Below are 21,769 nucleotides of genomic sequence, written 5' to 3'. Positions count from 1 at the left end.
TCCTTCGGTCGGACTCAGCCGGCCTTGGCCGGGGAGGTGAACCGCACGTAGCCGTTCTCCTCGAGTTCGTCGGCAAGTTCGGGACCGCCCGACTCGACGACCCGTCCGTTGACGAACACGTGCACGAACTCGGGCTTGATGTAGCGCAGGATCCGCGTGTAGTGCGTGATCAGCAGGATGCCGCCGTGCTCGTTCTCCTTGTAGCGGTTCACGCCCTCGGACACCACGCGCAACGCGTCGACGTCCAGGCCCGAATCGGTCTCGTCGAGAATCGCGATCTTCGGCTTGAGCAGATCGAGCTGCAGGATCTCGTGACGCTTCTTCTCGCCGCCCGAAAAGCCCTCGTTGACACTGCGTTCGGCGAACGCCGGATCGATCTCGAGCGCCGTCATCGCCTCCTTGGTCTCCTTGACCCAGTGCCGCAGCTTGGGGGCCTCGCCGCGCACGGCGGTGGCGGCGGTGCGCAGGAAGTTCGACATCGAGACTCCGGGAACCTCAACCGGGTACTGCATGGCCAGGAACAGTCCGGCGCGCGCCCGCTCGTCGACGCTCATCTCGAGAACATCCTCACCGTCGAGGGTGATGGACCCCTGGGTCACCTCGTACTTGGGGTGACCGGCGATGGCATACGACAGCGTCGACTTGCCGGAACCGTTGGGGCCCATGATCGCGTGGGTCTCCCCCGACTTCACGGTGAGGTCGACACCCTTGAGGATGTGGATGGGCTCGGCGTCGGCGTCGGTCTGTGCGACGTCGACATGCAGGTCTCGGATTTCCAGTGTGGTCATGATGATGAACGGTCTTTCGTTGTGGGCTGTGGGCGAGATGGTCGAGTGGTCAGGCGCCGGCGAGTTCGAGTTCTTCTTCGATTGCGGCTTCGAGACGCTCGCGGATGTCCGGCACGGAGATCTTCGCGATGATCTCGCGGAAGAAGCCGCGGATGACCAGGCGGCGCGCCTGATCCTCCGGGATGCCGCGGGCCTGCAGGTAGAAGAGTTGCTCGTCGTCGAATCGCCCGGTGGCACTGGCGTGTCCGGCGCCGACGATCTCGCCGGTCTCGATCTCCAGGTTCGGCACCGAGTCGGCGCGTGCGTTGTCGGTGAGCACCAGGTTTCGGTTCAACTCGAAGGTGTCGGTGCCCTCGGCTTCCGGGCGGATCAGCACGTCGCCGATCCACACGGTGTGCGCCTCGCGAGACCGATCGCCCGAGGTGTCGCCCTGCAGCGCACCCTTGTAGACGACATTCGACCGGCAATGCGGCTGACTGTGATCGACGAGCAGGCGCTGCTCGAGATGCTGCCCCGCGTCGGCGAAGTACAGGCCCCACAGTTCGACGTCTCCGCCCGGTGCGTCGTAGTGCACCACCGGGGAGAGTCGAACCAGGTTGCCGCCCAGGCTGAATGCGAAGTGACGAACGGTCGCGTCGCGTCCGACCCGGACATGGTGAGCGGCCACGTGCACCGCGTCGTCGGCCCAGTCGTGCACATTCACCAGCGTCAGTGCGGCCTGGTCGCCGACCACGAATTCCACGTTCTCCGCGTAGGTTCCGCTGCCCTTCTGATCGAGGACGACCACCGCGCGGGCGAACGGTTCGAGGCGAACCTGGATGTGTCCGTACCCGACCTCGCCCTCACCGGGGCCGTCGAGGTGGACGACCACCGGTTCGCCGAGTTCGACCTCTTTGCCGACGGTGATCACCGTGGCCTGGGTGAACGACGAATATGCCTGCGCCGCAATGCGGTCGAAGGGCACACCACCGTCACCCAGCCGCTTGTCATCGCGGCCGACGGTCTGGACGGTCACGCCGTCGGCGACCCCGGTGACCTCGACGGTCGCCTCGGCCGAGATCGTCGCGGAACCGTCGTGCAGACCGCGAAGCCTGCGGAACGGAGTGAACCGCCACGCCTCGTCGCGCGAACTCGGCACCTCGAAGGCGTTGACGTCGAAGGACGTGAACTGCTCACCCTTGTTGCCGGCAATCGAATTGGCAGCAGGTGCCAGTGTCGGGTCCGCCATCAGCCGACCGCTCCTTCCATCTGAAGCTCGATCAGCCGGTTGAGTTCGAGTGCGTACTCCATCGGGAGTTCCTTCGCGATCGGCTCGACAAAGCCGCGCACCACCATGGCCATAGCCTCGTCCTCGGTGAGACCACGGCTCATCAGATAGAAGAGTTGGTCGTCGCTCACCTTGGACACGGTCGCCTCATGGCCCATCGTCACGTCGTCCTCGCGAATGTCGACGTAAGGATAGGTGTCGCTGCGGGAGATCGTGTCGACAAGCAGCGCATCGCATTTCACCGTCGACCGGCTGCCGTGGGCACCGCTGTTGACCTTGATCAGACCGCGGTAGGACGCACGTCCGCCGCCACGGGCGACCGACTTCGAGACGATGTTGCTCGACGTGTTCGGCGCAAGGTGGACCATCTTCGATCCGGTGTCCTGATGCTGACCTTCACCGGCGAACGCGACCGAGAGCACCTCGCCCTTGGCGTGCTCACCGGTCAGCCACACCGCCGGGTACTTCATGGTGACCTTGGACCCGATGTTGCCGTCGATCCACTCCATGGTGGCGCCGGCCTCTGCCTTGGCACGCTTGGTCACCAGGTTGTAGACGTTGTTCGACCAGTTCTGGATCGTCGTGTAACGGCAGCGTCCGCCCTTCTTCACGATGATCTCGACGACCGCCGAGTGCAGCGAATCCGTCTTGTAAATCGGTGCGGTACAGCCTTCGACGTAGTGCACGTAGGCACCCTCGTCGACGATGATGAGCGTCCGCTCGAACTGACCCATGTTCTCGGTGTTGATGCGGAAGTAGGCCTGCAGCGGGATGTCGACATGCACGCCCGGCGGCACATAGATGAACGAGCCACCCGACCACACCGCGGTGTTGAGCGCGGAGAACTTGTTGTCGCCTGCCGGGATCACCGACCCGAAGTACTCCTGGAAGATCTCCGGATGCTCCTTGAGACCGGTGTCGGTGTCGAGGAAGATGACACCCTGCTGCTCGAGGTCCTCACGGATCTGGTGATAGACCACCTCGGACTCGTACTGGGCGGCGACACCGGCTACGAGGCGCTGCTTCTCCGCCTCGGGGATGCCCAGCCTGTCGTAGGTGTTCTTGATGTCTTCGGGCAGCTCTTCCCAACTCGTCGCCTGCTTCTCGGTGGAGCGGACGAAGTATTTGATGTTGTCGAAGTCGATGCCGTCGAGTTCGCCACCCCAGTGCGGCATCGGCTTGCGATCAAAGATCTTCAGGGCCTTCAGCCGCTGCTCGAGCATCCACTCGGGCTCGCTCTTCTTCGCCGAGATGTCAGCGACGACTGCCGGCGACAGGCCACGCTGGGCGCTGGCACCCGCGACATCGGAATCGGACCAGCCGTAGCCGTACTTGCCCAGGGAGGCAATCGTCTCCTCCTGGGTCAGCGGTGCGGCCTTGATCGGTGCACCGTCGGTTGCGGTGGGCTCGGTGACTGTCATCGCGAGACCTTTCGGGTTGTCCCTTGCGGGAGCTTCTGGGCGGGAGTCGGCGCGGGCTGTGCGTCGCTCGGGGCTTGCTCGGTCTGGACATGCTGGGTCGGGACTTGCGGTACAGGGTGTAGCGGCACGTGGGTGGTGCACACGCAGTCGCCATTGGCGATCGTCGCGAGCCGCTGCACATGGGTCCCGAGCAATTCGGTGAAGACCGCGGTTTCGGCCTCGCACAACTCGGGGAACTCGGTCGCCACGTGCGCGACCGGGCAGTGATGCTGGCAGATCTGCAAGCCGGTCCCGACCTCACGGGTGTTGGTCGAGTATCCGGCGCTGGTGAGGGCGTCGGCGATGTCGCCGACCGTCTCGGCGACGCTCACCGTCTCCCCGGCGGGCCGAACACCCGCGACGATCCGCTCCACCCGTTCCCGGGCGAAGTTCTCGACCGCGTCCCCACCACCGATGTCGCGTAGCTTGCGCATCGCGGCGCCGGCGAGGTCGTCGTAGGCGTGGCGCAGCTTACCCCGGCCGGTCGCAGTGAGTTGAAACCACTTCGCCGGTCGGCCACGGCCGCGTTGACCGAAGCCCGACGACGAGATCTCCACATCACCGGTTGACGTGAGGGCATCGAGGTGCCGACGAACTCCGGCGGCGCTGATTCCGAGACGGGCCGCTATCTCACCCGCAGTGAGCGGGCCGTCCTCGACGAGCAGTGTCACCACCGCAGCCCGGGTCTCGCCATCGTGATGCGTGGCCGGATCGGCCGAACCGGACGGGACGGCACCGGAGCTGTCGGCAGACAGCACAGGATCGTTCCGCATGGTTTTCACAACACAAGTGTGACGTAATTGATTCCCGCGTTCCAGCAAGGGTGCCCTTAGCGAGCCGAGTGATCGTGCCCCGACCAACCGCCGCGGGCCGCTCACCCGGCATTGTGCAGCGCCGATTACAGTCGTCCTGTGCCCGAAACCACAGTCTTGCGCCGTGCGCTGGACTACTTCGGACTGAGCAAGACGACCACGCCATCCTCCGCAGGCGACGCGATCGACCGGCCCGGAAATTATGGCAAGGCCGTCGCACGACTTCACGACGACGAACGCGAGGTCGGTCCGCTCAATGCCGAGGAGACCCGCCGACTGCGCCGAATCAAGCTCTTCGGTGCCACCGGATCCGTGCTCATCCTGATCGGTTCCCTCGGCACGGGCGCGATCCCCGTGCTGCAGAATCCGGTGGCCGGGATGCGCGTGCTGTCGCTGCCTTCACGGATGTTCGGCACGGCGCTTGCGTTGTCCATCGGCGGCACCATCACGCTCGTCGTCGCCTGGCTGTTGCTGGGACGGTTCGCGGTCGGCAGGTTGTCGGTCGAGGTCCGCAACGGCCGAAGTCCCGCACGCCGGATGAGCCGCCGGCAGGCCGACCGGACCCTGCTGCTGTGGATCGCGCCGATCGTCGTCGCTCCACCGCTGCTGAGCAAGGACATCTACTCGTATCTCGCCCAGAGCGCGATCGCCTACCGGGGAATGGATCCCTACACGGTCAGCCCGATGAACGGGCTCGGCATCGAGCACGTGCTCACCCGCTCGGTACCCAACCTCTGGCGTGACACTCCCGCCCCCTACGGCCCCCTGTTCCTGTGGCTCGGTGAAGGCATCACCGCGATCACCGGCGACAACATCACCGCCGCGATCTTCCTGCACCGCATGGTCGCCCTCGTGGGCATCGCCCTGATCGTCTGGGCGCTGCCCCGTCTGGCCAAACGATGTGGGGTGTCGTCGGTGGCGGCGATCTGGCTCGGCGCAATGAATCCGCTGCTCATCCTGCATCTGGTCGGCGGCATCCACAACGAGGCGCTCATGCTCGGCCTGATGCTCGTGGGCCTCGAGTTCAGTTTCCGAGCGATCTACAGTGCCGATCTGCTCCGAAAACCCGGCACGCTCATCCCCACGCGAAGCGGATGGATTCTCATCGCCGGTGCGGCCATCCTCGCCGCGTCGACGATGGTCAAGTTCACCTCGATGCTCGCACTGGGATTCGTCGGGATCGCACTCGCGCTCCGGTGGGGTGCAACCCTGCCCGCGCTGCGGCATGCGCCGCCCAGTCAGTGGTGGTCGCGATCGAGACACACGGTCTATGCGCTGTCCATGTCGGCGGGCTTCTACATCGTGGTCGTCGGCGTGGTGATGCTCGTGATCGGATTCGGCACCGGCCTCGGTTTCGGCTGGACCGGCACACTGTCGACCGGCGCGATCGTGCGCTCGTGGATGTCGATGCCCACACTGCTGTCGGTGACCACCGGTCGAATCGGGGTCAACCTCGGCCTGGGCGACCACACCCAGGCGGTTCTCGAGGTCGGCCGCCCGATCGGCCAGCTGATCGCCGGGGTGTTCATCGTGCGATGGATGCTCGCGACCCTGGGAGGCCGCCTTCATCCGCTGGGCGCCCTCGGTGTGTCAATGGCCACAGTCGTGGTGTTCTTTCCGTTCGTCCAGGCCTGGTACTTGCTGTGGGCCGTCATCCCGCTCGCCGCGTGGGCGACCGGTCCATGGTTCCGCCTGTCGACCATCGCGGCGTCGGCGATCATCGCGATCGTGGTCATGCCGACCAGCTCCAACACCAGTGGAGTCGTACTGGCACAGGGCGTTCTGGCCGGCGTCATCATGGTCGCGGTGCTCACCGCGGTCTTTTTCGAGGACGATCCGATCACCCGCAGGCGCCGAAGACGGCAGGCCTCGGGCGACACCACCGAGCCATCGCGTACGACGACGTGAGCGCGATCGCATCCGGGTACACCGTTTTTTCGTTCGGCGTGATCGAGCGCCTAGGCTGAGCGTTGTGCACGGCACGACGTCTCACCGGTTGAACAGCGACGATCCCAAGGTGGATCGCCGCGGCAGTGACGCCGTCAAACACGTTCCCGGTCACGACGACCCTGCACTCACCGTCCGCGGACTGGTCAAGCGGTACGGCGAGCACACCGCCGTCGACGGTCTCGACCTCGAACTCCGACGCGGCGAGATCCTCGCCCTGCTGGGCCCCAACGGCGCCGGCAAGACCACCACGGTCGAGATCTGCGAAGGATTCGCCGCCCCCGACGAAGGATCGGTCCGCGTTCTGGGTCTCGACCCACGCTCGGACAACGACGAACTCCGCAGGCGCATCGGTGTGATGTTGCAAGGCGGTGGCGCCTACCCCGGGGCTCGCACGGAGGAGATGCTGCGTCTTGTCGCGTCGTATTCGGCGGACCCGATCGACACCGACTGGCTGCTGGGCGCGTTGGGCCTGACCGACGTGCGCCGCACCTCTTTCCGGCGGCTGTCCGGGGGCCAGCAACAACGACTCTCACTGGCGTGCGCCATCGTCGGCCGACCGGAGATGGTGTTCCTCGACGAACCGACCGCCGGACTCGACGCGCACGCGCGCCTGGTCGTCTGGGATCTCGTCGACCGCCTGCGAGCCGACGGGGTGTCGGTCCTGCTGACCACCCACCTGATGGACGAGGCAGAAGAACTCGCCGACAAGGTGGTGATCATCGACCGGGGCCGCTGCGTCGCGGCCGGCACCCCTGCCGACCTCACCAGCCGCGGCGCCGAGAACGAGCTGCGATTCACCGCGCCGCGGGGTCTGGATCTGACGATGCTGGAGCTTGCCCTGCCCGAGGACTACCACTGCTCCGAATCGGCGCCGGGCACCTACCTGGTGGTCGGGAAGGTGACGCCGCAGGTGCTGGCCACGGTGACCGCCTGGTGCGCCAAGATCAACGTGCTGGCAACCGACCTGCGCGTCGAGACCCGCAGCCTCGAGGACGTGTTCCTCGACCTGACCGGGCGGGCGTTGCGTTCATGAGTTCCGGCACACTCTTCCCCGCGGGCACCTTCACCCCGCGTCCGCAGCCCGCGCGCATCGCCGCGATGATCGCGGCGCAATCGCAACTCGAACTCAAACTGCTGCTGCGTAACGGCGAGCAATTGCTCCTGACCATGTTCATCCCGATCACACTGCTGGTGGGACTGTGTCTGCTGCCCGTCGACACAGGCCTCGGCGACGGCCCGGCCGCGCGTGCGGACGTCTTCGTCCCAGCGATCCTGACCGTCGCCGTGATGTCCACCGCGTTCACCGGCCAGGCCATCGCGGTCGGATTCGACCGGCGCTACGGGGCGCTGAAACGCCTTGGTGCCACACCTATTCCACGCTGGGGCATCATCGTCGGCAAATCCGTCGCGGTCCTGCTGGTGGTGATCATCCAGTCGATCGTGCTCGGGTTGATCGGGGCTGCCTTCGGGTGGCGCCCGGCCGTGCTGGGTCTGCTGCTGGGTGCCGCGGTCATCGCGATCGGGACGGCATGTTTTGCCGCCCTCGGACTGCTGCTCGGCGGGACCCTGAAGGCCGAGGTGGTGCTCGCACTCGCCAACCTTCTGTGGTTCGCGATGGTCGGCACCGGAAGCCTCGTGGTACTCGACTCGCGCGTACCCGACGCCGTGTGGTGGGTCGCGCGCTGCACCCCGTCGGGCGCCCTCACCGAGGCGCTCGAACGGGCATCGCATGCGACGGTGGATGTCTTCGGTATCTGTGTGTTGCTCGTGTGGACGGCGGTCGCCGGCGCACTGGCGGTGAGGTGGTTCCGGTTCGAATGACGACATCCAAACCCTTTGCGTCCAAACCCTCGGCGATCTCCGACGAATCGCGGTCGGCAATCTCCGATCGCGGCACCGACCCGGCAGGTGCCGGGCCCCGAGGCGGCGCGATGTCGCGGGTTCCGGGATTCGGCGTACCCACCGCACGATTCGTGTTTCGGTGGGCGATCGCGCTGTTGGTGGCCAACGTCGGCATCGTCGCGACCGGCGGCGCGGTCCGGCTCACCGGTTCGGGCCTCGGCTGCCCCACCTGGCCACAATGCACCGACAATTCGTTCGTGCCGCACCAAGCTCTCGGCTACCACGGCGCGATCGAGTTCGGTAACCGCATGCTCACCTGGGTGCTCATCGCCATCGCGATAGCTGCCTTCACCGCCGTGTGGCGCCACGCAGGCAGCACACGTGCCGATCGGTGGCTGGTCCTCGTTCTCGCGCTCGGAATCCCCTTCCAAGGCGTCATCGGCGGCATCACGGTCCTCACCGACCTCAACCCGTGGGTCGTCGCACTGCACTTCCTGCTGTCCATGGCGCTGGTCTCCGGGTCGACGGTGCTGGTGTACCGCACCCGCCTGACGACGCCCGTGCAGCCGGAGCCGGCGAGATCGGCGGCGGTGACCCGTCTGGGACGGCAACTCGCCTGGATCACCTACGTCGCCACCTGGGTGACCATCTACCTCGGCACCGTCGTCACCGGTTCCGGTCCGCACGCCGGGGACGCCAACGCGCCACGCAACGGCCTGGCTCCCGACAACGCGACGCAATTGCACGCAGACGCGGTGTTCGTGCTGATCGGACTGGCCCTGGCGCTGCTGGTGTTCACGCGCGTGATGAAACTGCCGCAACAGCGCGTCGCGCTCACATTTGCCGGACTACTCGCCCTGCAAGGCGTCATCGGTGCGGTGCAGTACGCGACGGACCTGCCCATCGCCCTCGTGATCGCGCACATGATCGGCAGCGCCGCACTCCTCATCGGGGCAACATGGCTGGTGCTCGAATTCACCCCGACCGCTGCTCGCGACACTGCGCCAGAGACTGCGGACAGCGCCCACTGATTCGAAGCGTCGGTGACCGGCTCGCTGACCTGGACAAATGCGTCGGTGCCGTGCTCGCAAAAATCTAGGGGAAGAGTTTCTTCCCCGGGGTTCACAGTCGTCCCCTAGAAATTTATAGGGGACGACTCTGAGGCCAGGGGAAAGAGTTTCCTCCCCTATTTTCTTGCGGGTTGACCCGGGAAAAGACCCTAGAGGATCGCGGAGTTACGGGCTTTGGGGAACCGCTTCTGGCCCGCTACCCAGCCGGCCATCTTGCGGTAGTGCGACGGCTTCACGTTCGCGGCCGAGGTGAGTTCACGGTCCCACTCGGCGATCTCGACGCCGTCGATGGCGTCGACCACGGCGTTCGCGGTGGCGATGTCGTCGACCACCCGATCGCCGAGGATGCCACCCTGCTCGCCGACGAGCGTGATGCGCACGCCCGCGTTGCCGATGGGCTGCAGTACGGCTTTGGCCTCGCCGCCTTCGCGACCGACGAAGCTGCGGATCGACGCAACCACGTCACTCGGAGCGCTCACAGTGGGCTTCTGGTCGCCGGCTCGATCGTCGGTGGGCTGGGTCGTCGCGGCGTCGCTCATGGTGGTGAGCATACCGGGCGGTAGCCTCGCCCGACGACGCACGTAGCTCCTGTCACACACTGTTATGGCCCCGTCCGCCGACGTCGACGTGTAGACAGAAGGCATGCGTGCAATCCAGGTGACTCGCCATGGCGGACCCGATGTGATGGCTTACGGCACGGCCCTCGACCCGATCCCGGGCCCGGGCGAGGCACTGGTGCGAACCACCGCGATCGGCGTCAACTTCATCGACACCTACATCCGCCGCGGCCTGTACCCGTCGACTCCCCCCTATATTCCGGGCAGCGAGGGAGCCGGTGTCGTCGTGTCGGTCGGGTCTGAGGTCACCGACATCGAGATCGGGCAGCGCGTCTGCTGGTGCGACAGTGCCGGTAGTTACGCCGAAATCGTCGCGGTCGACGCCTCCCGTCTCGTACCCGTGCCGGACGGCATCGACGACGCGGCCGCGGGCTCGTCGCTGTTGCGCGGCCTCACGGCGCACTACCTCCTCGATGGCAGCGCACATCCGTCCGCCGGCGACACCGTGCTTGTCCATGCCGGCGCGGGCGGCGTCGGTCTGGTGCTCACCCAGATAGCCAAGAATCGCGGGCTGACGGTGATCACCACCGTGTCCGGCGACGAGAAAGCCGAACTGTCGACGGCCGCGGGCGCCGACCACGTGCTCCGATACGGCGACGACCTCGTCTCGCAGGTACGAGAGATCACCGGCGGGCGCGGCGTACCGGTGACCTACGACGGCGTCGGCGCGGACACCTTCGAGCAGTCGCTCGCGGTGACCGCCGTGCGCGGCATCATCGTGCTGTTCGGTGCGGCCAGCGGGCCGGTCCCGCCGTTCGATCTGCAGCGTCTCAACCCGGCGGGGTCATTGTCGGTGACACGCCCGACGCTCGCCCACTTCATTGCCGATACCGATGAGTTGCGCTGGCGGGCGGGCGAGTTTCTCGGTGCCGTCGCCGACGGGACGGTCGACGTCCGGGTCGGCCAGCGCTACCGCCTCGCCGACGCCGCGCAGGCCCACACCGATCTCGAGGCGCGTGCGACCACCGGGTCGACGGTGCTGCTGCCCGATTGAGAGGTGGGCCCCAACACCCTGCGCGCAATGCTGTATGCCTCAGCCCGGCGGATGCACAGTGCACTCGACTCGGCTGCCACGTACTGATTCCCCGGCTGAAGCCTCGTCGCGTCAGAAGTAGTCGGCGATGGTCTGCAGGCCGATGACGGCGTCGATCGCGAGCCCGCAGAAGAGGATGGCGAGGTACTCGTTGGACTGCAGGAAGATCTTCAGCGGTGCGACCTCGGCGCCGCGTCGGGTGTCGCGGTAGAGGATGTGGACACGGCTGGCGAACCAGGCGCCGGCCAGGATCGCGACCGCGGCGTAGATCCAGCTGGTCGCGGGGATGAGCACCAACGAGCACAGCACGGTCAGCCAGGTGTAGATCACCATCTGCCGGGTGACCCGCTCCTCGGTGGCGATCACCGGCAACATCGGGACGCCGGCAGCCTTGTAGTCCTCCTTGTAGCGCATCGCCAGCGCCCAGGTGTGTGGCGGCGTCCAGAAGAAGATCACGCCGAAGAGGACGATCGGTTGCCAGCTCAGCGACCCGGTGACGGCTGCCCATCCGACCAGCGTCGGCATGCATCCCGCAGCGCCGCCCCACACGACGTTCTGCCACGTGCGGCGTTTGAGGATCATCGTGTAGACGCCGACGTAGAAGATGATCGTCGCCGACACCAGCAGCGCGCTCAGCAGATTCGCCGCCAGCCAGAGGACCGCGAAGGACGCTGCCCACAGCACGATGCCGAATATCAGTGCGCTGCGTGGAGCCACGGCACGACGCGCCAACGGCCGTCGGGCGGTGCGTTTCATCTTCTTGTCGATGTCGGCGTCGACGACCATGTTGAGGGTGTTGGCGCTCGCCGCACCCAGCCATCCGCCCAAGAGCGTGCACGCGATCACCGCGAGGTCGACATGGCCACGATCGGCCTGGAGCATCACCGGGATGGTCGCAACCAGCAAGAGTTCGATGACGCGGGGCTTGGTCAGCGCGATGTAGGCCAGCACTGTCGCCTGGAGGCGCCGTGGCCACGACGGCGTCGGGGCCGGCGACTCCTGCACCGTCGCACGGGACGCGGATTGGGATCCGGTGGGACGGGATGCGGCGGTGTGATCTCCGCTCACGCGCTCCCCAATCCTCACGGCTCTCCTCGTCTGCCTGCCCCGAACTGTGTGCAAGAGGGGCTCACGGCCCGAAAACGGGCCTGGCGGGCTACTACACAGCATGGTAGACGTATGCCAACTCGATCCGTGAATCGAGCCCTGACCACCGCGCTGACCTGCAATCGGGCCATCGGGGCGACGCATCGCCCACTCGCCGCGCAGCCCTCGGTGGCGGCCGATTACTCTGGTGACGAGTACAGGCCGACTTCCCGTATGTCGGGAAATGCTTGTCGGCCTGTTCACCGTCCAGCACCGAGCAGGCACAGGAGACACCACGACCGTGGCCGACACAGACGAGATCCGCGCACTGACCACCCCTCGCCACCCCGATGACTGGTCGGATCTCGACACTCGCGCGGTCGACACCGCCCGGGTGCTCGCGGCCGATGCGGTCCAGAAATGCGGAAGCGGACACCCCGGAACCGCGATGAGCCTGGCGCCGCTGGCCTACACGCTGTTCCAGCGGGTCATGCGGCACGATCCGGTCGACACCACCTGGGTCGGACGCGACCGCTTCGTCCTGTCCTGCGGTCATTCGAGCCTGACGCTCTACATCCAGCTGTATCTCGGTGGCTTCGGTCTGGAGCTCGCCGACCTCGAGGCGTTGCGCACCTGGGAGTCGCTGACCCCGGGCCATCCGGAGTTCCGGCACACCAAGGGTGTCGAGATCACCACCGGTCCGCTCGGACAGGGTCTGGCGTCGGCGGTCGGGATGAGCATGGCCAGCCGCCGCGAACGCGGTCTCTTCGACCCCGACGCCCCCACCGGCACGAGCCCGTTCGACCACTTCATCTACGTCATCGCCTCCGACGGCGACATCGAGGAGGGTGTCACCTCCGAGGCGAGTTCGCTGGCCGGCACACAGCAGCTGGGCAACCTGATCGTCTTCTACGACCAGAATCAGATCTCGATCGAGGACGACACCGACATCGCCCTCTCGGAGGACGTCGCCAAGCGCTACGAGGCCTACGGCTGGCACGTGCAGACCGTCGAGGGTGGCGAGGACGTCGTGGCCATCGAGGCCGCGATCGAGGCGGCCAAGGGCGTCACCGACAAGCCGTCGATCATCTGCCTGCGCACCATCATCGGCTTCCCTGCGCCGACCAAGATGAACACCGGCGGGATTCACGGTGCAGCACTCGGTGCCGACGAGGTGGCGGCCACCAAGAAGGTCCTCGGCTTCGACCCGGACAAGGACTTCGAGGTGACCGACGAGGTCATCGGCCACACCCGCAAGCTCGCCGAGCGCGGCGCCGCGGCGAAGGCCGAGTGGGCCAAGGGCTTCGACGCATGGGCAGGCAAGAACGCCGAGGCCAAGGCGCTCTTCGACCGCCTGCACGCACATGAACTGCCCGAGGGCTGGACCGACGCACTGCCCAGCTGGACGCCCGGCGACAAGGACGTGGCGACACGCAGCGCCTCCGGCAAGGTCCTCACGGCCCTGGCGCCGATCCTGCCGGAACTCTGGGGCGGCTCGGCCGATCTCGCCGGCAGCAACAACACCACCATGGACGGCGCCCTGTCGTTCGGCCCGTCGTCGATCAGCACCAAGAAATGGACCGCCGATCCGTACGGTCGCACCCTGCATTTCGGCATCCGCGAGCACGCGATGGGCTCGATCCTCTCGGGTATCGCATTGCACGGCCCGACGCGCGCCTACGGCGGCACGTTCCTGCAGTTCGCCGACTACATGCGGCCGGCGGTTCGTCTCGCGTCGCTGATGGAGATCGATCCGATCTACGTCTGGACGCACGACTCGATCGGCCTCGGCGAGGACGGTCCGACCCACCAGCCCGTCGAACACCTCGCGGCGCTGCGCGCTATCCCGCACCTCGACGTCGTCCGCCCGGCCGACGCGAACGAGACCGCTTATGCATGGCAGCACCTGCTGTCCCGCCGGAACCATCCCGTCGGCCTCGCCCTCACCCGCCAGAACATCCCGATCCTCGAGGGCACCTCCGCGGACGGTGTGGCCAAGGGCGGCTATGTGCTCAGCGACTCCGACAACGACGCACAGGTGGTCCTCATCGGCACCGGGTCGGAGGTGTACCTCGCGGTCGACGCCCAGAAGGCGTTGGCGGAGAAGGGAATCGCGGCTCGCGTCGTGTCCATGCCGTGTGTGGAGTGGTTCGACGAGCAGCCGCAGGGTTATCGCGACTCGGTACTGCCGCCGTCGACTCCGCGCGTCGCGGTCGAGGCCGGTATCGCCATGCCGTGGTACCGGATCGTGGGCACCGGCGGCGAGATCGTCTCGCTCGAGCACTTCGGTGCCTCCGCCGACTACAAGGTGCTCTACCAGCAGTTCGGCATCACCGCCGAGGCCGTGGTGGGTGCCGCGCAGCGCGCGATCGAGAACAAGAGCTGACAACTGCACATCGACGTGTCACCAGAGGAAAACCTGACCTCAGGCGCCATCGCGTTCGGCGATCCCGAGCGCACCACAAGTACGCATCCTGCGTGCGCAACCCGAAAGGGAAACCCGTGACCCAGAACAGCAAGCTCGCCGAACTGTCCGCCGCCGGAGTGTCCGTGTGGCTCGACGACCTGTCCCGTGACCTGATCTCCTCCGGCGACCTCGCCGACCTCATCGCCACCAAATCGGTGGTCGGCGTGACCACCAACCCGTCGATCTTCCAGGCCGCGCTGTCGAAGGGCACCAGCTACGACGCGCAGGTCAACGAATTGGCCGCGCGCGGAGCCGATGTGGACGCGACCATTCGCACCGTCACCACCGACGATGTCCGCAACGCGTGCGACGTCCTGGCTCCGGTGTTCGAGGAGTCCCACGGTGTGGACGGTCGAGTGTCGATCGAGGTGGATCCCCGCCTCGCTCACGACACCGAGGGCACGGTCGCACAGGCCGTCGAACTCTGGAAGATCGTCGACCGCCCCAACCTCCTCATCAAGATCCCGGCGACCAAGGCCGGGCTGCCCGCGATCACCAAGGTCCTCGCCGAGGGCATCAGCGTCAACGTCACGCTGATCTTCTCCGTGGAGCGCTACAAGGGGGTCATGGACGCCTACCTCGACGGCCTGGATGCGGCCGCCCTGGCCGGTCACGACCTGTCGTCGATCCACTCGGTGGCGTCGTTCTTCGTCTCCCGCGTGGACACCGAGGTCGACAAGCGCCTCGACGCCATCGGCACCCCCGATGCCCTCGGACTGCGCGGCAAGGCTGCCCTCGCGAACGCGCGCCTGGCCTACCAGGCGTATCAGGAGATCTTCGAGGTGGAGTCGCGCTTCCCGGACCTGCTGGCGCAGGGCGCGCGGCCGCAGCGAGCGCTGTGGGCCTCGACCGGCGTGAAGAATCCCGACTACCCCGACACCCTCTACGTCAGCGAACTCGTCGCACCCAACACGGTGAACACCATGCCGGGCAAGACGATGGATGCCTTCGCCGACCACGGCTGGGTCAACACCTCGTCGATCGTCGGGCTCGGTCAGGAGTCCCAGGAGGTGTTCGACGCGATCGCCGCGGTCGGCATCGACTTCGCGGACGTCTTCGAGGTTCTGGAGACCGAGGGCGTGAGCAAGTTCGAGGATGCCTGGAACGATCTGCTCAGCGCGACCGCCGAGCAGCTGACCGCCGCACAGGGCTGACGCGCGTGCCCAGGGGTGAGAAGCGTTGGTCCAACCCGCTTCGCGACCCACGTGACAAGCGGCTCCCCCGGATTGCCGGACCGTGCAGTCTCATCATCTTCGGTGTTACGGGCGACCTCGCCCGCAAGAAGTTGATGCCGGCGATCTACGATCTCGCCAACCGCGGTCTGCTTCCGCCGTCGTTCGCGCTGGTCGGGTTCGGGCGGCGCGATTGGGACGACGAGGATTTCGCGAAGGTCGTCCACGACGCCGTTCGTGAGCACGCCCGCACCGGGTTCCGCGAGGAGGTGTGGGAACGACTCACCGAGGGATTCCGGTTCGTCCAGGGCTCGTTCGACGACGACGCGTCGTTCGACCGGCTCAAGGACACGCTCGCGACCCTCGACAAAGAACGCGGGACCGACGGCAACCACGCCTTCTACCTGTCGATCCCGCCGAACGCATTCCCGACGGTGTGCGAACAACTGCATCGCAGTGGCCTGGCCACCTCGTCCAACCGCGACAACTGGCGACGTGTGGTGATCGAGAAGCCCTTCGGACACGATCTCGAATCCGCCAAACAGCTCAATGCCATTGTGAACAGCGTCTTTCCGGAGTCGTCGGTGTTCCGCATCGACCACTACCTCGGCAAGGAGACGGTGCAGAACATCCTTGCGCTGCGCTTTGCCAATCAGCTGTTCGATCCGCTGTGGAGTTCGCACTACGTCGACCATGTGCAGATCACCATGGCCGAGGACATCGGCCTCGGTGGGCGCGCGGGTTACTACGACGGGATCGGCGCGGCCCGTGACGTCATCCAGAACCACCTGCTCCAGCTGATGGCCCTGGTCGCGATGGAAGAGCCGATCTCCTTCGAACCCAAGCAGTTACAGGCCGAGAAGATCAAGGTGCTCTCGGCGACGAGCAACATCTTGCCGATCGCGGAGAACACCGCCCGCGGTCAGTACGGACCGGGCTGGCAGGGCAGTGAGAAGGTTCCGGGACTCAAGGACGAAGAGGGGTTCGCCAAGGACTCGACCACCGAGACCTATGCCGCGATCGCCCTCGAGGTCGATTCCCGACGATGGGCCGGCGTGCCGTTCTACCTGCGTACCGGCAAGCGGTTGGGCCGACGCGTCACGGAGATCGCGCTGGTGTTCAAACGCGCGCCACACCTCCCCTTCGACAAGACGATGACGGAGGAACTGAGCCAGAACGCTTTGGTCATCCGCGTGCAGCCCGACGAGGGCATCACACTGCGATTCGGTTCCAAGGTGCCTGCCTCCAGCATGGAGGTTCGCGACGTGAACATGGACTTCAGCTACGGCACCGCGTTCACCGAGGCGTCGCCCGAGGCCTACGAGCGGCTCATCCTCGACGTGCTGCTCGGCGAACCATCGCTGTTCCCGGTCAACGAGGAAGTCGAATTGTCTTGGGAAATACTCGATCCCGTGCTCGACTGCTGGGCGCAAGAGGGTTCGCCGGACAGCTACGAATCGGGCACGTGGGGTCCGGCGTCGGCCGACGAGATGCTCGAACGGACCGGACGGTCATGGCGTCGGCCGTGATAGCTCACTCCCGACCGCTCACTGAGGAGATCACCCGATGATCATCGAGTTGCCCGACACCTCGACCAACGAGGTGGCCAAGAAGATCGTCTCCGTCCGCGAGTCCGGCGGCGCGATCAGCCTGGGCCGTGTGCTGACGCTCGTCGTGTGCGCGGATCACGGTGAGCCGACCGAAGGCGCCATCGAAGCCGCTGTCGGTGCGAGCCGTGAACACCCCAGCCGCGTCATCGTGGTGTCGCGCGGGAGTCGAGACGAGGAATCGCGGCTCGACGCCCAGTACCGCGTCGGCGGCGACGCCGGTGCCTCGGAAGTCGTGGTGCTGGCGCTGCACGGTGAGTTGTCGGATCAGCCGGCCAGCGTGGTGACGCCGTTCCTCCTGCCAGACACCCCCGTCGTCACCTGGTGGCCCGGTGCCGCGCCCGAGTATCCGGCCGCCGATCCCCTGGGTCAGCTCGGTCGCCGACGCATCCTCGACGCGTCAAAGTCGGCCAATCCCGAGACGGTGCTCGCGCGCCGGCTGGCGACGTACTCGCCCGGTGACACCGACCTCGCGTGGACCCAGATCACCCATTGGCGAGCCCTTCTCGCCTCTACCGTCGACCGTCCGCCGCACGATCCGATCACGGCGGTCGAGGTCACCGGACCGCAACTGTCCCCCGCCGTCGACCTGCTCGCCGGCTGGATGCGCGCCGCCCTCGGGGTGCCCGTCTACCGGAGGATGGGCAGCTTCGAGGTTCGGTTGCAACGGCAGCAGGGGCCGACGATCCTCGCGATCGACCAGAACAACAACGCCGTCATCACCGAACCCGGCAAGCCCGATGGCCGAGTTGCCATGAGCAGGCGCGATCTGCCCATGTGCCTCATCGAGGAGCTGCGCCGACTCGACACCGACGAGGTGTACGCCGACGCACTGCGCGGTGCGACCGAGATCATCGTGGAAGGTATCGCCTGATGAGTACCGAGACCCTCGTCTTCGATACCAAGGACGAGCTCGTCGCTACTGCCGCAACGCGTTTCGTCGATCTGATCACCCGTGCGCAGCAGGAGCGCGGTCATGCGCACGTCGTCTTGACCGGTGGCAGCAACGGCATCGCGATCCTCGCCGCGCTGGCCGCCGACAGCGGCTCGGTCGACTGGTCACGGGTCGACGTGTACTGGGGCGACGACCGATTCGTCCCCGCCGACGATCCGGAACGCAACGACGGCCAGGCCCGCGAGGCGCTGCTCGACAAGGTCCCGCTGAACCCCGACCGCATCCATCCGATGGCACCTTCGGACGGGCCGTTCGGTGACGACATCAACGCTGCCGCAGCCGATTACGCAGCGGTATTGGCCGCCAACTCCTCCGACGGGGTTGCGCCCCTTTTCGACCTCCATCTCCTCGGCATGGGCGGCGAAGGGCACATCAACTCCCTGTTCCCGCACACACCGGCCACCGCAGAGTCCGTGAAGTCGGTTGTCGCGGTTGAAGATTCACCCAAGCCGCCCCCGCGTCGCATCACCTTGACGCTTCCCGTCGTCAACCGCAGCAAGGCCGTGTGGTTCTTGGTCGCCGGCGCCGACAAGGCCGAGGCGGTCGCCGCTGCGCACGAAGGAGCCGATCCCGCCGATTGGCCGTGCGCCGGCGCACACGGCACCGAGGAGACCATCTGGTTCCTCGACGACGCCGCTGCGGAGAAGATTTCGTAGCAATAGTGCGCGCCCGCCGCCCACTACTGCTACCGATCGACCTCTACCCGCTGTTGCGCAACGCCGTCGCGAGTCCGTTCATGGTGAGCTGGATGCCGCGCGGGATGCGTGGTTCGGTGTCACCGGCGCGGAAGCGTCGGAGCAGCTCGACCTGCAGGAGATTCAGCGGCTCGAGGTACGGGAATCGGTTGTACACCGATCGCTTGAGCGCGGCGTTGTCCGAGAGCAGGTCGTCGGTGCCGGTGATCTTCGAGTACATCTCGATCGTCAGGGCATGCTCGTCGACGATCATCCCGAACACCTTGTCGCGCAACTCTTGATCGGGAACCAGCTGCGCGTAGCGGTGCGCCAGGCCCATATCCGACTTCGCGAGCACCTGCGCCATGTTCGACATGACGGTCCGGAAGAACGGCCACTCTTTGTAGTAGCGCTGCAGCGTCGCGAGCCGTTCGTCGGAATCGCCGATCCACTCCGCGAACGCCGACCCGGTGCTGTACCAGCCCGGGAGCATCACGCGCGACTGGGTCCACGACAGCACCCACGGGATCGCGCGCAGATCCGAGATCTTCTCGGTCTGCTTCCGCGACGCCGGCCGGCTGCCGATGTTGAGCGCACCGATCTCCGACAGCGGCGTGGAGGTGGTGAAGTACTCCACAAAGCCGGGGGTCTCGTGCACCAGCTTGCTGTAGGCCGCACGCGCCAGCGCCGCGATCTCGTCCATGTTCGTGTACGCGTCTTCCGAGTCGTCGCCGAGGCCTTCGACGTCGAGCAGCGACGACTCGATGGTCGCCGCGAGCAGCGTCTCGAGGTTGCGTTCCGCGCTCACCGGCTCTGCGTATTTCGCCGCGATGATCTCACCCTGTTCGGTGATGCGCAGCGAACCCTGCACGGCCCCGGGCGGCTGGGCAAGGATCGCGTCGTAGCTCGGTCCACCACCACGGCCGACGGTGCCGCCGCGACCGTGGAAGAGCCGCAACCGGATTCCGGCTTTCTCGGCGGCTTCCACCAGATCGAGCTCGCCGCGGTAGAGAGCCCAGTTGGCGGCCATGTAGCCGCCGTCCTTGTTCGAGTCGGAATAGCCGAGCATGACTTCTTGCATTCCGGACTGTGAGTCGACGAGGTCCCGGTAGAACGGCAGGTCCAGCGCGGCGAGGAGTGTCGTCGCGCCCTGCTGCAGGTCCTCGATGGTCTCGAACAACGGCACGATGCGCACCGTGGACACGAGTTTGCCCGATTCCGGGTCGATGTCGATGAGGCCCGCTTCCTTCAGCAGGATCATCGGCTCGAGCATGTCACTCACCGAGGTGCACATGCTGATGATGTAGTTCGGCACAGCCTGCGGACCGAACTTGGCAACCGCGCCGGCCGCGGCACGCACGATGTTCAGTTCCTTGATCGCGAGTTCGCTCAGGTCGGCGTCGGGTCGCGTCAGCGGGCGCCGTGCCTGAAGCTCGGCGGAGAGGATCGCCACCCGCTCGTCCTCGTCGAGCGAGGCGTAGTCGGGGTGCACCCCCGACCAGGCGAGCAGCTCGCCGATCACTTCCTCGTGCATGTCGGAGTTCTGGCGCATGTCCAGACCCGACAGGTTGAAACCGAAGGTACGCACCGATTCTCGCAGCGTGAGCAGACGGTCGTCGGCGATGATGTCGTCCTTGCCGACACGCAATGCGGCATCGAGCACGTCGAGGTCCGCGAGCAGTTCGTCGGCGGACGCATAGGCCGGCCGCCCGTTGACCAGGAACAGGTCGGAGGCCTTCATCACTTCCTCGCCGAACAGCTCGGTCGCCGTGGTGACGAGCCGAGAACGGATGTGGCGCAGGGCAAGCCGGAACGGTTCGTCGGCCGCGGCTTCCTCGGCGGACACACCGGCCAACTCGTAGAGTTCGGAGCCCGGGTTCATCAGCCGCGTCGACATGCTCAGTTCCTGCGCGAGTTTGTGCAGTTCGTCGAGGTGATGTCCGATCGCGGTGCGTGCAGCCAAAGTGGTTGCCATCTCCACGATCTCGCCGGTCACGAAGGGGTTGCCGTCGCGGTCACCACCGATCCACGAACCCATCCGGAGAATCGGATCGTCGGCCAGTCCGGCGTCGGGGTATGCGGCGCGCAGCGAGGCTCGAACCGCATTGTTGATCTTGGGCACGACGTCGAAGAACGAGGCGTCGTAATACCGGAGTCCGGAGCGGATCTCGTCCTGAATGGTCAACCGTTCCAACCGGATCAATGCGGTCTGCCACATCGTGAGGATCTGTCGCCGGATCGACTCGGTGACGGTGGCGTCCTCGTCCGGCATCAGCTCGGTGCGATTGCGGAACCGGAGCAGTTCGGTGATGCGATTCTGCGCCTCGAACACCGTCCGCCTGCGGGTCTCGGTGGGGTGAGCCGTGATGACCGGGACGACGGTGGCATCGGCGAGGGCCTTGCCGACCGCGTCGTCGGTGAGTCCGGCCGCTGCGAGCTTGGCGTAGGTGGCTTCCAGGCTGCTGTCCTGTGGTGGATCCCCGGCACGAACGTGGATCGCCCGGCGCCGTTCGCGGTGGATGTCCTCGGCCAGGTTGGCCAGCAGGGCGAAATGGCTGAAGGCCCGAATCACCGGCAGCGCCACCGAGATGTCCAGGTCGACGAACAGGCCGGCGAGTTCGTCGCGATCGATCTCGGAGTGACGGATCTTGAAGGCCGCGGTCCGTGCCGTCTCGACGATGTCGAACACCTCGTCGCCCGCGTGCTCACGGACGGTATTGCCCAGGATTCCACCCAGCAGCCTGATGTCCTCGCGCAGCGGTTCGGTGAGCGCACGACCCTCGTCGTCGACGGAGATGAGGTCGGCGATGGTGATTGTCGGACGCCATTCCGGGGCACCCCGTGACGGGAGGGATTCAGTCATGCCGTTCAGTATTCCGGCTAACGGTCGTCGGGGCATCTCGGAGGCGCCGATCCGCAGGGACACTCTCGTCACAAATGCAACAACCCGACGGCACAGGTGCCATCGG

Annotated in this window: 17 protein-coding genes; 10 read left to right on the top strand and 7 right to left on the bottom strand. The window is 66.3% G+C overall.

Annotated elements, in window-relative coordinates:
• Positions 1-14: 14 nt before the first annotated feature.
• The 4 genes from sufC to ABZW74_RS11260 are packed head-to-tail and all read right to left on the bottom strand — an operon-like array spanning position 15 to position 4,288.
• The gene (sufC, locus tag ABZW74_RS11275) at positions 15-788 is read right to left on the bottom strand and encodes a Fe-S cluster assembly ATPase SufC (protein ID WP_240858110.1); all 774 of its coding nucleotides are present in this window, start codon (positions 786-788) and stop codon (positions 15-17) included.
• 49 nt (positions 789-837) lie between these two features.
• On the bottom strand, positions 838-2,016 hold the full coding sequence (sufD, locus tag ABZW74_RS11270) for a Fe-S cluster assembly protein SufD (RefSeq protein WP_240858121.1): 1,179 nt from the start codon (positions 2,014-2,016) through the stop codon (positions 838-840).
• Positions 2,016-3,476: a Fe-S cluster assembly protein SufB gene (sufB, locus tag ABZW74_RS11265; protein WP_240858127.1), complete on the bottom strand. Its 1,461-nt coding sequence runs from the start codon at positions 3,474-3,476 to the stop codon at positions 2,016-2,018. Before sufB ends, sufD begins: the two co-directional genes overlap by 1 nt.
• Positions 3,473-4,288, bottom strand: a complete 816-nt coding sequence (locus ABZW74_RS11260) for a metalloregulator ArsR/SmtB family transcription factor (protein ID WP_355276255.1) — start codon at positions 4,286-4,288, stop codon at positions 3,473-3,475. The genes sufB and ABZW74_RS11260 overlap by 4 nt, the downstream gene beginning before the upstream one ends.
• 138 nt (positions 4,289-4,426) lie before the next feature.
• On the opposite strand from ABZW74_RS11260, the gene mptB reads away from it, so the two are divergent.
• The 4 genes from mptB to ABZW74_RS11240 all read left to right on the top strand — a co-directional run bounded on the left by mptB (position 4,427) and on the right by ABZW74_RS11240 (position 9,150).
• Complete coding sequence (gene mptB, locus ABZW74_RS11255) at positions 4,427-6,235, top strand: polyprenol phosphomannose-dependent alpha 1,6 mannosyltransferase MptB (RefSeq protein ID WP_240858135.1); 1,809 nt, start codon at positions 4,427-4,429, stop codon at positions 6,233-6,235.
• A 109-nt stretch (positions 6,236-6,344) separates the two neighbouring features.
• Positions 6,345-7,310: an ABC transporter ATP-binding protein gene (locus ABZW74_RS11250; protein WP_355276253.1), complete on the top strand. Its 966-nt coding sequence runs from the start codon at positions 6,345-6,347 to the stop codon at positions 7,308-7,310.
• Complete coding sequence (locus tag ABZW74_RS11245; RefSeq protein ID WP_355276232.1) at positions 7,307-8,098, top strand: ABC transporter permease; 792 nt, start codon at positions 7,307-7,309, stop codon at positions 8,096-8,098. Before ABZW74_RS11250 ends, ABZW74_RS11245 begins: the two co-directional genes overlap by 4 nt.
• Entirely contained in the window at positions 8,095-9,150 is a 1,056-nt protein-coding gene (locus ABZW74_RS11240; RefSeq protein WP_240858145.1) for a COX15/CtaA family protein, read from the top strand. The genes ABZW74_RS11245 and ABZW74_RS11240 overlap by 4 nt, the downstream gene beginning before the upstream one ends.
• 188 nt (positions 9,151-9,338) lie before the next feature.
• On the opposite strand, the gene ABZW74_RS11235 is transcribed toward ABZW74_RS11240, so the two are convergent.
• Positions 9,339-9,728 (bottom strand): hypothetical protein, encoded by a 390-nt coding sequence (locus ABZW74_RS11235; RefSeq protein WP_240858147.1) that lies wholly within the window; start codon positions 9,726-9,728, stop codon positions 9,339-9,341.
• A gap of 103 nt (positions 9,729-9,831) precedes the next feature.
• On the opposite strand from ABZW74_RS11235, the gene ABZW74_RS11230 reads away from it, so the two are divergent.
• Entirely contained in the window at positions 9,832-10,800 is a 969-nt protein-coding gene (locus tag ABZW74_RS11230; protein WP_355276229.1) for a quinone oxidoreductase, read from the top strand.
• Positions 10,801-10,911: 111 nt separating this feature from the next.
• On the opposite strand, the gene ABZW74_RS11225 is transcribed toward ABZW74_RS11230, so the two are convergent.
• Positions 10,912-11,925: a heme o synthase gene (locus ABZW74_RS11225; protein ID WP_308221046.1), complete on the bottom strand. Its 1,014-nt coding sequence runs from the start codon at positions 11,923-11,925 to the stop codon at positions 10,912-10,914.
• A 301-nt stretch (positions 11,926-12,226) separates the two neighbouring features.
• On the opposite strand from ABZW74_RS11225, the gene tkt reads away from it, so the two are divergent.
• The 5 genes from tkt to pgl all read left to right on the top strand — a co-directional run bounded on the left by tkt (position 12,227) and on the right by pgl (position 18,782).
• Positions 12,227-14,311: a transketolase gene (gene tkt / locus ABZW74_RS11220; RefSeq protein ID WP_240858172.1), complete on the top strand. Its 2,085-nt coding sequence runs from the start codon at positions 12,227-12,229 to the stop codon at positions 14,309-14,311.
• A gap of 116 nt (positions 14,312-14,427) precedes the next feature.
• Positions 14,428-15,546: a transaldolase gene (tal, locus tag ABZW74_RS11215; protein ID WP_240858187.1), complete on the top strand. Its 1,119-nt coding sequence runs from the start codon at positions 14,428-14,430 to the stop codon at positions 15,544-15,546.
• 5 nt (positions 15,547-15,551) lie between these two features.
• On the top strand, positions 15,552-17,093 hold the full coding sequence (gene zwf / locus ABZW74_RS11210; protein WP_240858196.1) for a glucose-6-phosphate dehydrogenase: 1,542 nt from the start codon (positions 15,552-15,554) through the stop codon (positions 17,091-17,093).
• A 37-nt stretch (positions 17,094-17,130) separates the two neighbouring features.
• The gene (locus ABZW74_RS11205) at positions 17,131-18,045 is read left to right on the top strand and encodes a glucose-6-phosphate dehydrogenase assembly protein OpcA (protein ID WP_240858198.1); all 915 of its coding nucleotides are present in this window, start codon (positions 17,131-17,133) and stop codon (positions 18,043-18,045) included.
• A complete protein-coding gene (pgl, locus tag ABZW74_RS11200) occupies positions 18,045-18,782 on the top strand; it encodes a 6-phosphogluconolactonase (RefSeq protein WP_355276225.1) in 738 nt (245 codons plus the stop codon). Before ABZW74_RS11205 ends, pgl begins: the two co-directional genes overlap by 1 nt.
• A gap of 43 nt (positions 18,783-18,825) precedes the next feature.
• Here the strand turns inward: pgl and ppc are convergent, their stop codons facing one another.
• A complete protein-coding gene (gene ppc / locus ABZW74_RS11195) occupies positions 18,826-21,663 on the bottom strand; it encodes a phosphoenolpyruvate carboxylase (protein ID WP_355276223.1) in 2,838 nt (945 codons plus the stop codon).
• Between the last annotated feature and the right edge of the window lie 106 nt (positions 21,664-21,769).

Origin of the sequence: Gordonia sp. NPDC003585, from assembly GCF_040610755.1 — a bacterium.
Classification (GTDB): Bacteria; Actinomycetota; Actinomycetes; order Mycobacteriales; family Mycobacteriaceae; genus Gordonia.
The sequence above is the reverse complement of the archived record's forward strand: the minus strand, read 5'-3'. Positions and strand labels throughout refer to the sequence as shown.

Coding starts and splice junctions, on each gene's coding strand:
- ABZW74_RS11245 (WP_355276232.1), top strand. CDS start 7,307: ATGAGTTCCGGCACACTCTTCCCCGCGGGCACCTTCACCCCGCGTCCG.
- sufC (WP_240858110.1), bottom strand. CDS start 788: ATGACCACACTGGAAATCCGAGACCTGCATGTCGACGTCGCACAGACC.
- sufD (WP_240858121.1), bottom strand. CDS start 2,016: ATGGCGGACCCGACACTGGCACCTGCTGCCAATTCGATTGCCGGCAAC.
- ABZW74_RS11230 (WP_355276229.1), top strand. CDS start 9,832: ATGCGTGCAATCCAGGTGACTCGCCATGGCGGACCCGATGTGATGGCT.
- ABZW74_RS11260 (WP_355276255.1), bottom strand. CDS start 4,288: ATGCGGAACGATCCTGTGCTGTCTGCCGACAGCTCCGGTGCCGTCCCG.
- ABZW74_RS11235 (WP_240858147.1), bottom strand. CDS start 9,728: ATGAGCGACGCCGCGACGACCCAGCCCACCGACGATCGAGCCGGCGAC.
- pgl (WP_355276225.1), top strand. CDS start 18,045: ATGAGTACCGAGACCCTCGTCTTCGATACCAAGGACGAGCTCGTCGCT.
- sufB (WP_240858127.1), bottom strand. CDS start 3,476: ATGACAGTCACCGAGCCCACCGCAACCGACGGTGCACCGATCAAGGCC.
- ppc (WP_355276223.1), bottom strand. CDS start 21,663: ATGACTGAATCCCTCCCGTCACGGGGTGCCCCGGAATGGCGTCCGACA.
- ABZW74_RS11205 (WP_240858198.1), top strand. CDS start 17,131: ATGATCATCGAGTTGCCCGACACCTCGACCAACGAGGTGGCCAAGAAG.
- ABZW74_RS11240 (WP_240858145.1), top strand. CDS start 8,095: ATGACGACATCCAAACCCTTTGCGTCCAAACCCTCGGCGATCTCCGAC.